We start from the raw sequence: 13,989 nt of genomic DNA on the forward strand, positions 1-13,989 counted from the left end.
CAAACTATGAATAACGTCACGTCCCTGCCTAACCTGCTCAAACAGTACCAACGCCGCCTGCTCAACCTCAGCGGTTCCAACAGGTCCTTGGTGTTGCTCCGGCCGTCGGTGAGTTTGCATCTGGATGTGCATGCGCTGGACCACGCCCACAAAGGGCCGTCGTTTGAGTACGTAGAGGCCTTGCTGGCGGGCAAAGAGAAGATTGCCCTGTGCGAGGTGGCCGATGGGCGAGATGCGGCCTTGGCGCCTTTGAACAAGCAACTGAAGACCATCCAGCGGCGGGCGCACATGATTTGGGAAGAGCGCGGCGCGAAGGAGTTGTTTGTGGGCTGGCCCTTCGTGGAAGGCGCATTCCCGGACGGGACCTTGCTGCGCTGTCCCCTGCTGTTTTTCCCGGTGGAGTTGCAGGTGAACGAGAAGCGCCAGTGGCAACTGGTACGCCCCGAAGACCAGCCGCCCTTCTTCAACAAAAGCTTTTTGCTGGCCTATGCGCATTACCTCAATGTGCCCGTAGACGAGGCACTCATGGAACTGGACTTGGATGATTTCCCTGCGGACAGCCAGGCCTATAGAACCAAACTGTACGAGACGCTCAAGGAAAGCAACATAGACCTCAATTTCAACCAGGAGTTGTTCACCAACGTCCTGCAAGCGTTTAAAACTTACAAGCGCGAAGACCTGGAGAAAACCTGGAAGCCGGGGCAACTCAAGCTTCAGCCCGAGGCCGTGTTGGGCATTTTTCCGCAGGCTGGTTCTTACCAGCTAACCGATTATGAGGAACTGCTGGAAAACCCACCGGCCGAATCTTTAGAGGAACTGCTCTTGCCCCAAACCGAGGTGAATCCCGCCATCGCCGCCCTGGAACAGCAACTGTTCACCGCCTTTGACGCAGACGCCTCGCAGGAGGCCGCGCTCAAGCAAGTGAAGTCGGGGCAGAGCGTGGTGGTGCAGGGCCCCCCGGGGACCGGCAAGTCACAGCTCATCTGCAACCTGGTGTCTGACTATCTGGCCCGCGGTAAAACGGTGTTGGTGGTCTGCCAGAAACGTGCCGCCTTGGACGTGGTGTACTCAAGACTGTCTACCCAAGGCCTGGACCATTTCGCGGCGCTGGTGCATGACTTGAACCTGGACCGTGGCTTGGTCTTCAATAAAATCCGTCAGCAAATTGAGCATGTAGACGAATACCAGCGCCAGGACAAAACGCTGGGCAACGTGCACGCCGAGCGCCAGTTTTTGGAAGTGAGCCGCCGCATCAATCAAATCTCTGAACGGCTCAACTCTTTGAAAGAGGCCTTGTTTGATACTAGCGTCTGCGGATGGAGTGTGAAGGAATTGTACCTCCGGAGCAATCTGCGCGCGTATCAACTGCCGCTGGAGAATAACTACCTGCCATTTACCGCGCAAACCTGGCAAGAGGAGCGCCCGCGCCTGATGCACTATTTGCAGGACGCCGTGACCTTGCAAGCGCCAGATTTCCCGTGGAACGAGCGAAGAAGTTTCCAGCACCACACCTGGAACGAGCGGCAAAAACTTCTACAATTGTTAACGGAAATCCCGGCGGCAGTGCAGGAGAATGCCAAAGCATTAGCGCCTTTGCTTCCCGGCCAAGCCGAGCCCTGGGATGCCTTGCAGGCCTTGCTTCAGGAGCTTTCTACCTTGCAGACCTTGCAACATGACCTTCAGGATAAAACCGTTTCCAGGCTGTTTTTCGGGAATCTAGGCAAAAACACAAACCAGCGTGAGGCGGAAGGTTTGGTCACCAAGCTACAGCAACAAACCAAGGCCACGATGGTGCAACTGTCTGCCATGGAAGCCGAGCAATTACGACGTTTGCTCCAGAGCCATGACGAGGCGCAGTCGGGTTTCTTCGGGAAGATAAAGTGGCAGTTTGCGCAGGAACGTAAACAATTGCAGACTTTTGCGGAGCAGAAGAAAATTACCCACGCAGACACCGCCACGGAGCAGTTGCGGACGGCCTTGCAGAACTGGGACGGCTTGCAAACGGAGTGGGAGAGTCTTCAAGTTTTAGAGCCCACATTAGAGATTCCGCAGGAGCTGTTTTCATCCCAAGCGAATACAGAACTAAAAGCATTGCAAAAGGCCTGGGAACTGCGGGGGCAACTTCAGCAACTGGTGGCGTATGACGTCTTGCCCGAAGATGTTTTGCAGATGCGCGCCGAGCGTTTTCAGGCTGTTTTCTCAGAATCTCTGCCAAAACTGAAACAACTGGAAGAACGCCAGAACGAATGGGAGAAGTGGCTTACCGATAGCCAGATTGAACAGCTCACCGTGGACCCGTCGGCCGTTACGCGCCTTGGGCAGAGCCTAGCAGAAAACTTCGACCGTTTGGTGGCTTATGATACCTTGCTGGCTTCCTTCTCACCAGAATTGAAGGCTTGGCTGACGCAATTGCGGCAAGCGGTGCCAAAAGGAGTGGAGGCGCAGTTGCAGGCCATGGAGAACAGCATTTACCTGGCTTGGATTCAGCACATAGAAGCCAAGTACCCTGTCTTGACCATGGTGAGCACCGGCGAATTGGAACGACTGGAAGCGGAGTTGCAGGAAGCCATTCAGCGCAAAGCAGAGCTCAGCCGGCAGATTATCCTGCTCAACCTACGCGAGCAGACCTACAAAAACATGGAGTTCAACCGTCTGGGCAATCCGGTCACGTATCGTAGGTTGCTCACGCAGGTCAGCAAGAAACGGCAGCTGTACCCGTTGCGTAAACTTCAAGCGCTGTTCGGGGAGGAGGTATTGCGCCTGTTGCCTTGCTGGCTGGCCTCCCCCGAGACGGTGTCGGCGTTGTTCCCGCTGGAGCGCGTGTTTGACCTGGTGATTTTTGACGAGGCTTCGCAGTGTTTCGCCGAAGTGGGCATACCCGCCATGATGCGCGGCAAGCAAGCCGTCATTGCCGGTGATGAACAGCAATTGGGACCATCCGACTTGTACCGCGTGCGCTTTGGCGGCGAGGAAGATGAGGCCGAGGAACTGGTAGTGGAATCTTTGTTGCAACTGAGCGCCCTGCATCTGCCGCAGACCCTGCTCACAGAGCATTACCGAAGCCAGTACCCAGAACTCATTCAGTTCTCCAACCAACATTTCTACCGCCATAAACTACAGCTCATCCCCAAGCAGGAGGCCATGAACAGCACCCGGCCGGCCTTGCAGTTCCTGAAAGTAGACGGCCTTTGGCAGGACCAAACCAATAGACCAGAAGCCGAGCGCGTGCGCGATTTGGTCTTTGAATTGTTGGCCCAAGGCGAGACCGACATTGGCGTGATTACCTTCAACTTTCCGCAACAGCAACTGGTGCAGGATTTATTGGAGGAACAGGCCATGGCCCAGAACATCCAACTGCCCGAGGCACTAATCATCAAAAACATTGAAAACATCCAGGGCGACGAGCGGCAGTTCATCATCTTCTCCATCGGCTACGCGCCCGACGCGAACGGCGTGGTGCGCGCGCAGTTCGGGAGTTTGAACGCGGCCAAAGGCGAGAATAGGTTGAACGTGGCCATCACGCGCGCCATCAAACGGGTGTACGTGGTGAGTAGTCTGTGGCCGGAGCAGTTCCCCGTGGAGAACGTCAAGCATGCCGGGCCTAAACTGTTGCGGGATTATCTGGCCTATGCCAAACACGTCAGCGAGAATGGGTTTACGCCCCAGCCGGCGCCAATAGGGCAGGTGCCTTCTTCCTTGCTTTTGCACCAAGCGATTTTGGCCTCTTTTGACCAAAACAGGCCAAAAACGGAGGTTGCAGCAGAACTTCCGTTCGCAGACCTTACTTTCCGAAACGAGGGGCGCTATCAAGCCGTACTACTCACCGACGACGACTTGTATTACCGCCGCCCATCCGCCAAAGCCACCCACGCTGATATGCCCTTCAGGCTAAGCGCAAGAGGCTGGCGATTTGGCACCGTATACAGTCGTCAGTTCTGGAGCCAGCCTGAACAGGTATGGCAAAAACTAAACGACTTGAGTACCCAAACACCATGACCTTAAAAGACAAAGCCCTTGAATTATTTGTAGGCCTCTGCCTGCTCATTGTAGTAGCCTGTGACGCCGGTAACTCCAAAAAAGAAGAGAAGGCAGAAAACGGCTTTATGCAAGAGGGAAACGGCAAGAAGAAAGACAAAGACACCCCCACAGAGGGCTTCACGGTCATCAATACCTATGAGCTCTTTAAGCTGAGCAAAATGGACAAAGGAGACGTCACGGAAAGCTCTGGCCTGGAGCAGACGGCAGACGGCAACTACTGGACCCATGGCGACGGCGGCAATGAGGCCGAACTGTTAAAAATAAGCCCCGACGGAGAGCTCCTGCAGAAAGTGATAATTACCGGTGCCAAAAACAAGGACTGGGAAGACCTGACCCGCGGCGAGAACGGCTACCTGTACATCGGGGACTTCGGGAACAATGAGAACACCCGGGACAGCCTGGAGATTCTGAAGATAGACGAAAAGAACAACCGAAACGTGGGCACCATCCGGTTTGCATACGCAGACCAGAATGACTTTCCGCCGGCACCAGAGAAGATGAACTTTGACTGCGAGGGTTTCTTTTACCACAACAACGCGTTTTACCTGTTCACCAAGAACCGCGGCACAGACCGCTGGGTCAAGCTCTACAAAGTGTTGGACCAGCCCGGCGCACAGCAGAAAGTTTCTCCTATTGACAGCCTGCAAATCAATACAGAAATCACGGCAGCAGACATCTCGCCAGACGGCAAGCGCATTGCTTTGTTAGGAGATGGTTGGGTGTATCTGTTTGAGATCGCCAGCCCAGAGCAGGTATTCAAAGGCACCAAGCAACAAATTAAGCTAGAGAAAACCGGCCAGGCCGAAGGCTTGATCTTTACCAGCAACACAGACATGCTCATCAGCAATGAGGCGGGCAAACTGTTTCAATTAAAGGCCAAATAAACCTCTCTAGCTTTAGAACGATGATACTATAAAACTGCAAGGCGCTAAGTAGATTTCTGCTTAGCGCTTCTGCTTTCAAACCACAACTATGGAACCTAGAATCTTAGTAACCGGTGCCACTGGCACCGTGGGCAATGAAACCGTTAAAGCCTTGTCTTCTATGGGCGCGCACGTGCGGGCCGGCATTCACTCTGTGGTCAAAGGCGAAAATCTAAAGCGACTGCCTAGTGTGGAGGTGGTGGAAATAGACTTCAGTAGGCCCATCACTCTAGAGGCCGCCTTTACCGGCATTGACTCCGCCTTCTTAATCACGCCCTTTGATGAACACCAAGTTGAGATGGCCAAACAGCTGATAGACGCGGCGCAGAAGGCCGGTGTGCGGCACATAGTGCGGCTTTCTGCCAGTGGGGCAGAGGCAGAGCCGGGCATTCAACTAGGCAGATGGCACCGCGAAGTAGAGAAATACCTGGAGGCCGCCGAAGTTAACTACACCCATCTTCGGCCTACGTCCTTTATGCAAAACTTTTCAAAGATGTATGCGCACACCATACACCAGCAAAACGCTTTCTATTTGCCTTTGGGCCAAGGCCGTGTGACCTACATTGATGCCCGAGACATAGGCGCCGTGGCAGCCGAGATTCTGCTAAGACCAGAAGGCCATGACGGCATGGCGTACACACTCACTGGCCCAGAAGCGCTGTCTGGCGAGGAAGTGGCCGCCGCACTCTCCAAGGCTACCGGCAGAACCATCTCCTACGTAGACGTGCCTGAAGAAGGCGCCAGGCAAGCCATGCAGCAACAAGGCTTGCCTACCTGGATGATTGACAGCTTGCTAGAATTGAATGGCATCTGCCGAGCCAATTACGCTTCTGGCACTACCAACACCGTGCAGGAAATTATAGGCAGACCACCCCATACGTTTGAGTCGTTCGCACAGGCGTACAAGGAGTGCTTCTAAAAAATCCCAAATTCTACCTCTAATAAAACCCGTTTTTGGGCTGTTTTCACAAAAACAGCCCAAAAACGGGTTTTAGATTTTAAACAACTTTGATTGCAACTAGACCTTTTAAGGCCTATTAAACTCAAATTATATTAGAAAATGGTAGTGTTGAAAGAGCTCTAGCTGCCTGCTCATCATGCTTCGGAAATTAAAGTGAGAATATTATTGCGCAACTAAATGGTTGCGTGTATATTTGCAATCATATGGTTGCAATTTAAAGTAAGATGGAAACAAGAAGAGACGTTTTTCAAGCCATAGCCGACCCAACCAGACGCGCCATCATCTTATTGTTGGCTGTGACCGCCATGACGCCCAACGCGCTAGCCGAGCATTTTAACAGCAGTCGGCAGGCGGTCTCCAAACATCTCCAGGTCCTTACGGAGTGTGACGTATTAACCCAGGAGCAGCAAGGCCGCGAGATTCATTACCACTTGAACACTGCCAAAATGAAAGAGATAGAGAAATGGCTGGAGCAGTTCAAGCAATTACTGTCCCAGCGCTTTGACCAACTAGATGACGTTTTGAAGAAACTTAAAGCAGATAAAAAATGAACAAGGCTATTCTTTTCAATTTTGAGGTAAAAAAGGAAAACAACCTCATAAAAGTAGAAAGGTCCTTCAACGCCCCCAATGATTTGGTCTGGGTTGCCTGGACCGAGGCTGAGATCTTAGACCAATGGTGGGCGCCCAAGCCCTACAAAGCGGTTACCAAGTCCATGGATTTTAGAGAAGGCGGCCGTTGGCATTACTACATGCTCAGTCCAGAAGGGGAGAAGCACTGGTGCCTGTTTGACTACAAAAAAATCCAACCACTTGTCTACTTTTCGGGTATTGACGCTTTCTGTGATGAATACGCGGTAGTCAGTACTGCTCATCCCAGAGTGGAATGGGAGAACTCGTTTACAGCAGAAGGCGACAGCACCATGGTACGCGCCACCTTGCGGTTTGAGAAATTAGAGGACTTGGAGACAATCATCCAAATGGGCTTTAAGGAAGGCTTCACCGCTGGTTTGGAGAATCTTGACCAGTACATTGCCACCCAGTTTTACCTACGTAAGCAAAACAAAACTAGTAAGCGCGCCCGGGTAACAGCCTATATTAATTTGCCAGGAAACACAGAAGAGGCATTTACCTTTTACAAGTCGGTTTTCAAGACAGAGTTTGTTAATGGCATCAAACGGTTTGGAGAAATACCCACTACCCCAGGTCAACCACCCATAGCCGAGGAGGTTAAAAAAATGGTCTTGCACGTAGAGTTGCCTCTATTGGGTGACTTTGTGTTAATGGGAACCGATGCGCCAAAAGAAATGGGTTTTACGCTCACTACAGGTAATAACATGCACATTAGCCTAGAGCCAGAATCTCTGGAAGAGGCCACCAGACTTTTTAAGGAGCTGTCCATAGAAGGTGAGATTGAAATGCCCTTGCAAAAAATGTTCTATGGTGCGTATTATGCCGGCTTTACAGACAAGTACGGCATCAACTGGATGATCAACTACCAAGACAACTAGCTCTATACCCAACTATGAAACAGAAAATCTTAACCGTCCTCAGTGTGCTGTTCGGGTTGTTGCTCATCAACGGCGGCTTGAACAAGTTCTTCAATTACATGCCCGTGCCAGACAACCTGCCCGTTGAGCTGGTAAAAGACACAACGGCCATCATTGAGATAGCCTGGCTCATGCCTTTGATTGGCTTCGCCGAAGTGCTAGGGGGTGTCCTCATTTTGTTCCCAAGAACAAGGGCGCTGGGTGCTTTGGTGATTTTCCCGGTCATGGTAGGCGTGTTGCTGACGCATGCATTCGTAGAGCCAAGCGGCTTCCCCATTGCCTTGATCATTTGGGCCATTCTGCTATGGATAATCATTGAGAACCGTAAGAAATACCTGCCCTTGGTGGCCTAGTCAGACATCATGACTCCGCTCTATTTTCCAGGGCTTTGCCTGAGCGGTGATACCTTAATGCATAGAAAAAGCCCTGCTGAAATTTTCAGCAGGGCTTTTTATTATTGTAGCAAAAAGCTACGGCTTATCTTCCTCTGTTGGAAGAAGAACCTCCTCTAGAAGAAGAGCTTCCGCCGCGGTTGCTTCCGCCTGAATAGTCATCTCCGTCGCTTCCGTAAGAAGTGCGGCCCATGTCTGAGCTGTCATAGCCAGAACCGCCACCGCCGTAGTTGGACTGTCCGCCCTGGCCACCATAGCTTCCACTGCCCATTGAGCCGTAACCGCTAGAAGAACCATAAGAAGAACCGCCCTGGCCGTAACCGCCCATGCCATAGTCACGGCTTTGGTCACCGTAACCACCGCCGGTCATAGAACCGCCTTGGCCGCTAGAAGAGCCGTATCCGCCGCGTGAGCCCATGTCATTGACCATGCTGCCATAGTTGGAGCCACCAAAGCTTCCGCTGTTAGAACCACCGTAGTTGCCGCCTTGTGAGCCGTAACCACCTTGTGAACTGCGTGAGCCAAAGTCGCCGCCTTGTGAGTTGTGGGTGCTGTAACCGCCCTGGCCTGCGCCATAGCCGCCACTTCCCATGCCACCACTCATAGAGCCGTAGCCGCTAGAGTCGCCGTAGCCGCCGCTGCTCATGTTTGAGCCACGGGAACCTTGCCACTCTTGGTTAGCGCCTTGTGACGAGCCGTAGCCGCCTCTAGAGCCCATGTCTGTGTTGCCATAACCGCCGCGTGAACCCATTCCTGAGCTGTAGCCTTGGTTAGAGCCGCCGTAGCTTCCGCTTTGTGAGCCTTGGCCGTAGCCACCTTGTCCGCGGTTGCTGCGGTCAAAGTCCATATTGCCGTCATAGCCTCCACGTGACGAGCCACTGCGTGAGCCATACTCTTCGCCGTAAGATCCGCCTCTTGAGCCTGTGGCACCATAAGAGCCTTGGCTTTGGTTGCTATAGCCTTGGCTGTAACCGCCCTGGCCTCTGCTTTGGTCTCTGTTGCTTTGCATGCCATAGCCGCTTTCATTGCCATAGCCCATTTGGTTGCCATAGTAGCCAGAGCCACCATAGTTAGAGTAACCGCCACGGTCAGACTCTGAACGGGATGAGTTGCCAGAGTAGCCGCCTTGTGAGCTCATGCCATACGGGTTGCTGCCCATAGAACCGTAGCCACCTTGCTGTGAACCGCCGTAGTTACCGCCCATGGAACCTTGTCCGCCATAGCCGCCTTGGCCATAATTGCTTCCGCCCATGTTGCCACCCATGGATGAGCCGTAGCCACCTTGGCCGTAGTTAGAACCGCCTTGTCCCCAGCTTTCGCCGTGCTGCTGGCCGTAGCCGCCGCCCATGGAACCTTGACCATAACCACCTTGGCCGTAGTCACCGCCTTGTGAGCCGTAACCGCCTTGGTTGTACTGACCTCCTCCCATGTTGCGCATAGAATCAGACTGTCCTCCCATCATAGAGTCATTGTCCTGTCCCATCTTTGAAGAGTTAGAGGCAGAAGAACCACTTTTAGAAGAAGAAGATTTTCCGGATTTGCTGGTGCTGCCAGACTTAGAAGTGCTGGCTTTGGGGGTAGATGATTTGCTGGTGCTGCTCTTCTTGTCTGTGGATCCCGCAGAAAGGGTAGATGAAGAGCCAGATGTTCCTTTTGAAGAAGTTAAAGAAGAGGATCCTTTTTTAGAAGTTGAACCGGTAGAACCGCTCATGCCAGAAGAACTGCCCGACATGCCCGAACCGGAAGTGCCGCCGCTCAAACCTGAGCCGGAGGTGCCACTGCCCATGCTGCCCGTTGAGCCAGACATGCCAGAGGACCCTGATGACATGCCAGAAGAAGATGAACTAGATCCCATGCCGCTGCCAGTAGAGCCGCTTGCACCTGTGTTGCCCATAGAACCGCCAGTAGTTGATCCTAAGTTGCTGCTTTGTTGATCTTTTTGATTGTCTTTCATAGTTAATTCTCCTTGTTAATTAGTTTTTGAATGGTTGGTTAGGTATGGTATTTCATGCCAGCGGAAAGGAGGGATGAACCAATACACCCACTTCTGTCCACTAATGACAAGTGCTAAATCTATACGAGCACAAATAGCCATGGTTCACAACCTAATGTGAAATTTTAATCAAGGAAGAATGGATAGAAGAATAAATGGAAAAACAAAAATGGTTAAGCACAGCAACTTACACCTGTACTAGAAGGTGGCAAGTAATGGCCTGAATTGTAATATACAGTTATCCCTATTTTTGAACAGAGTCTATGATGTCATTCACCGGAGAAGTGGGCGGCACAATGTCCTTCACGTTCTCAATCAGCTCCACCGCCTCGGCGTGGTCTTCATGGTTCGCTTCTGGAATGTCATGATCATCGGCTTCCAGTGGTTCATAATTAAGCCTAATGAAGATAGGAAAATGGTCTGAACCAAACTTGGGCAGGCGTTGCAAGCGTATCAGCCTAAACGCCGGGTCATAAAAGATATGGTCCAATGAATACCTAAAGAAGGGCACCAGCGCATTATAGGTATTATAGAATCCACGACCAATGCGCGGGTCCAGCAAGCCGCTTATCTTCCTGAAGAGATTGGTGGAGTAAGACCAAGCCACATCATTCAAATCGCCGGCCACAATGCTGGCCCACGGCGAGGCCTTCGCCATCTTGGCGACCGTCAATAATTCAGCTTCTCTGGTGTCTGTGTCCTTGTTAAGATGCGGCGGTTGCGGATGCACCGTGAACAAGTCAAACTTCTTACCGGTGGGCAGTTCCACAATGGCATAAAAAGACGGAATGCCTTCCTCTACCAGATAGCGCACGTCCACGTGGCTCAAGGGAAACTTACTAAAGAACATCATGCCGTAGGTGTTCTCCAGAGGCTTCTTGATGGAGTAGGGGTACCGCTCATCAAACTCTTCCATGGCCGTGGCCCAGCGCTGGTTGGGTTCATTGACCAGCAGCATGTCTGGGTCTGTTTCCTTCACCAGTTTTAAAAAAGGCGCGTGATTGGTATTGGACATGCGCACATTAGAAATCATGAACCCAAACGAGTTCTTGGGCGCCTTTATCTTAGACCGTAGCGCCTGCACCCGCACAAATGGGGTGTATTTGTACACATGGATGAGTTCATTGAGAATGGCAATGACCAAAAGCCCTCCAAACAGCTTGGCTGCTATGGTTTCATACCCATAAAAATAGCCGTACGCCCCCAGGACAAAGGTGCAGAAAACGGCAACTTGTACACGCGGGAAATCCAATACCCTAATCCACCAATAGGTGCTTTTAACCAGGGTAAGCAACGAGGCCATAATCATAAGGCCACCAAATAGTTCAAGGGCAAATTTCATACGCAAGGCATTGATAGAGTCGGGTACAAATACTCAGAAAGGGCAAGGAAAGTTGTCTTCTTGAAAACAAGGAAATTTTACTGGACAATCCAACTTCGTTTTTGGCCTGTTTTCTGGGAAATAAGCCTAAAAAGGGCCTTTCTGCACGTATGTGATTTTATACGATGCCTTGCCTCAGAAAGTGTTGCCTCCTAGTACTTTTAGCAGATAATGCATAAGTATTTACAACCTGATAATAGGAGTAAAGACAAAAATCCGTTTTCGGGCTGATTCCTGGAAATCAGCCCGAAAACGGATTTAAAAAATGACGGCGGTTGCTTTTAAGGAGCTAACTTTTCTACGCGTACCCCAATGGCCATCATAGACGGCAAAGGGTCTTGGCGCATGTATTGGCTTACCTTGAGCTGGTATTTGCCTGTCTTGGCGAAGCGTACATTTTTCAAAGCCCTGAACTGGTGGTCAAAGATATCACCGGCGCCGCTGCCTTTGGGTTCCCCGGTCTTAGGGTCCATCAAGAACATTTCATGCAGGGCTGAGCTGACCTGTTTGCCGTCTGGCCCAATGAGGTAATGTCGCAGGTACAGGTTATAAAATTGGTAGCTCACCGCGTTGCGCACATTAAAGTACACATTGTATTGCTTCGTCGTGTCTTTGATCTCAAAGGTGAAGGTAGGCGTGAGCTTGACCGGCCATTGGTTATTAGGCAAGTCCTGGTTTTCTTCAAACACGCGGTTGGCGTCACAGCTGCCCAGTGTCCAGCTGAGGCACAGAAGTATTGCTAAAGTTAAGAAGCGGTTCATTTTCATGAGGCGTCTGCGTTAGAAGGTCCAGCGGTGTTTTCAGCGCCGCCGTTGCCGCCACCCGGTTTACGGTTGCGGTTATTGCGGTTACGGTTACGTCTTGGGCGGTTCTGGCCCTCTGGTCTTGGCCCGCGCTCTTCAGGAGAACCAAGTGCGGCGGCTTGGGGAGTGCCTTCTCCCGCAGCGGCGTCAATAGGCGCTGCGGCTTGAGCTTGCGGACGCGGACCGCGTTCTCCTGGCACGCGTTGCCCCTGCGGACGTTCCTGTCTTGGCGGCCTGCTTCCTTCTGGACGCGGCGCACGGTTGCCACCTTCACGCTCTGGCCGTGGTGCGCGTTCCTCTCTTGGAGCTCGCTCCTCTTGCGGAGCCGCTGTTCTGTTTTGGTCGCGGTCTGGGCGGTTTCTGCCCTCAGGACGGTTGCCGGTTCTTTCTGGTCTGGCAGGTCTTCCCTCAGAAGATGTTCTTTCTGTTCTTCCTTGTCTTTCTGGCCTAGTAGTAGCAGTTCCTGCTTGGCCCGTAGGACGGTCACGGCGCACTTCTGGGGTTGGGGCGGCATTGGCCAATACCTCAGTGGCATTGTTGTTTTCAGGGCCGCCTTTCTTTTTCTTTTTGCGCTTCTTCTTGTTCTTGCCGTATTGGTCGTCCAGGCGGTCTAGGTTGCCTTCCAGGGCTTCTACAAAGTCCACCACTTCAGGCTGCTGTTGCTTCACCTCTTCGGCTAGGTTTTCTGGCATTTCGCCGGCGGCGTTCATCTTCAACACCTCATGCACGCGGTCTACCGTCACCGGGAACCAGTTGCTGTCTCCGCGGTAGCCGAACCACATGATGCGTCTGAAGATGTCTGTCTTTTGCAGGAAGGCGTCTCCGGCTTTGGTTTGCAATGGGCGGTTCACGTTAGGAATGTCTTTTAGGGCTTCCATGTACGTCTCCAACTCATAGTTTAAGCAGCACTTGAGACGTCCGCACTGGCCCGACAGTTTACTAGGATTCAATGACAAGTTCTGGTAGCGCGCTGCGGTGGTGGACACACTTCTAAAATCAGTGAGCCAGGTAGAGCAGCACAGTTCGCGTCCGCAGGAGCCAATACCACCTAAGCGGCCGGCCTCATGACGTAAGCTGATCTGGCGCATCTCCACGCGTATCTTAAACTCCTCGGCCAGCTTTTTAATCAACTCCCTGAAGTCTACTCGGTCATCTGCTGAATAGAAGAAAGTGGCTTTGGTTTTGTCTGCCTGGTACTCTACGTCAGAGAGCTTCATCTTAAGCTTGAGCTCCTGGATGATGGCTCTTGCGCGGTACATGGTAGTAGATTCCTGCTCCCGGGCATGGTTGAATTTCTCCATGTCCTTCTCAGTGGCCACGCGGTAGATACTGCGTATCTCCTCGTTGTTCTGCACCTTTTTCTTGTTCATCTGCAGGCGCACTAATTCGCCTTTCAAGGACACGTGGCCAATATGGTGGCCGTTGGGTACGTCTACTACCACGGCATCGCCGGTAATGAGGGGCAGGTGGTTGATGTTCCGGAAGAACTCTTTGCGTCCTCCCTTGAACCGTATCTCCACTATATCAAACTCTTTGAAAGACACGGGTATTTCCATGTCTGAGAGCCAGTCAAATACATTTAACCGGTTACAGCCTCCCGTGCTGCAACCGCCGTTGCTTTTACAGCCCGCTACTACCTCTGTGCCTTCTGCACTGGTCATTTTGGTGCCGCAACCGCCACTAGAACATGAACTACATCCCACAGGTAAATTCCTTTATATAGATAATTCTTGTTTTCAAACTATTGGTCTCTGCTGCCTGCCAGGCAACGTCTCCCTCCCAAACTACATGATGATGTTCTGCTTGTCTATAAACTGGTTACAGCATCTGGCATCTGGGAAGGTAAGACAATCCGGGCCATAAACGGCCATTCCGAAGGCCCTAATTAACAAATATAATAACTTAATCCGAATAGGTGGGCACTCTTTTGCTAGTTATCCACATACTGG

General features: G+C 51.9%; 11 protein-coding genes. 7 read left to right on the top strand and 4 right to left on the bottom strand.

Annotated elements, in window-relative coordinates; all coding sequences use genetic code 11:
- Positions 1-6 precede the first annotated feature (6 nt).
- From TH61_RS11075 to TH61_RS11100, 6 genes are all read left to right on the top strand, one after another.
- Positions 7-3,996, top strand: a complete 3,990-nt coding sequence (locus TH61_RS11075) for an AAA domain-containing protein (protein WP_066509141.1) — start codon at positions 7-9, stop codon at positions 3,994-3,996.
- Complete coding sequence (locus TH61_RS11080) at positions 3,993-4,922, top strand: hypothetical protein (RefSeq protein ID WP_066509143.1); 930 nt, start codon at positions 3,993-3,995, stop codon at positions 4,920-4,922. Before TH61_RS11075 ends, TH61_RS11080 begins: the two co-directional genes overlap by 4 nt.
- Positions 4,923-5,010: 88 nt before the next feature.
- Positions 5,011-5,880 carry an SDR family oxidoreductase gene (locus TH61_RS11085; protein ID WP_066509145.1) on the top strand — a complete coding sequence of 290 codons (870 nt, stop codon included), beginning with the start codon at positions 5,011-5,013 and terminating at the stop codon, positions 5,878-5,880.
- Between the two features lie 266 nt (positions 5,881-6,146).
- Positions 6,147-6,473: a helix-turn-helix transcriptional regulator gene (locus TH61_RS11090; RefSeq protein WP_066509147.1), complete on the top strand. Its 327-nt coding sequence runs from the start codon at positions 6,147-6,149 to the stop codon at positions 6,471-6,473.
- Positions 6,470-7,432: an SRPBCC domain-containing protein gene (locus TH61_RS11095; protein WP_066509149.1), complete on the top strand. Its 963-nt coding sequence runs from the start codon at positions 6,470-6,472 to the stop codon at positions 7,430-7,432. The genes TH61_RS11090 and TH61_RS11095 overlap by 4 nt, the downstream gene beginning before the upstream one ends.
- A 14-nt stretch (positions 7,433-7,446) precedes the next feature.
- Entirely contained in the window at positions 7,447-7,824 is a 378-nt protein-coding gene (locus tag TH61_RS11100) for a DoxX family membrane protein (protein WP_066509150.1), read from the top strand.
- Between the two features lie 124 nt (positions 7,825-7,948).
- On the opposite strand, the gene TH61_RS11105 is transcribed toward TH61_RS11100, so the two are convergent.
- Complete coding sequence (locus TH61_RS11105; RefSeq protein ID WP_066509151.1) at positions 7,949-9,325, bottom strand: hypothetical protein; 1,377 nt, start codon at positions 9,323-9,325, stop codon at positions 7,949-7,951.
- Here TH61_RS11105 and TH61_RS11110 point away from each other — a divergent pair.
- Entirely contained in the window at positions 9,291-9,797 is a 507-nt protein-coding gene (locus TH61_RS11110) for a hypothetical protein (RefSeq protein WP_157600687.1), read from the top strand. The two genes, TH61_RS11105 and TH61_RS11110, sit on opposite strands and share 35 nt — an antisense overlap.
- A gap of 303 nt (positions 9,798-10,100) precedes the next feature.
- On the opposite strand, the gene TH61_RS11115 is transcribed toward TH61_RS11110, so the two are convergent.
- The 3 genes from TH61_RS11115 to ricT form a co-directional block, all read right to left on the bottom strand.
- Positions 10,101-11,198: an endonuclease/exonuclease/phosphatase family protein gene (locus TH61_RS11115; protein ID WP_066509153.1), complete on the bottom strand. Its 1,098-nt coding sequence runs from the start codon at positions 11,196-11,198 to the stop codon at positions 10,101-10,103.
- A gap of 320 nt (positions 11,199-11,518) precedes the next feature.
- A complete protein-coding gene (locus TH61_RS11120; RefSeq protein WP_157600688.1) occupies positions 11,519-12,004 on the bottom strand; it encodes a gliding motility lipoprotein GldH in 486 nt (161 codons plus the stop codon).
- Complete coding sequence (gene ricT / locus TH61_RS11125; RefSeq protein WP_082780358.1) at positions 12,001-13,701, bottom strand: regulatory iron-sulfur-containing complex subunit RicT; 1,701 nt, start codon at positions 13,699-13,701, stop codon at positions 12,001-12,003. Before ricT ends, TH61_RS11120 begins: the two co-directional genes overlap by 4 nt.
- Positions 13,702-13,989: the final 288 nt, after the last annotated feature.

The sequence above is a fragment of the Rufibacter sp. DG15C genome (genome assembly GCF_001577755.1).
In the GTDB taxonomy this organism is placed as follows: Bacteria; Bacteroidota; Bacteroidia; order Cytophagales; family Hymenobacteraceae; genus Nibribacter.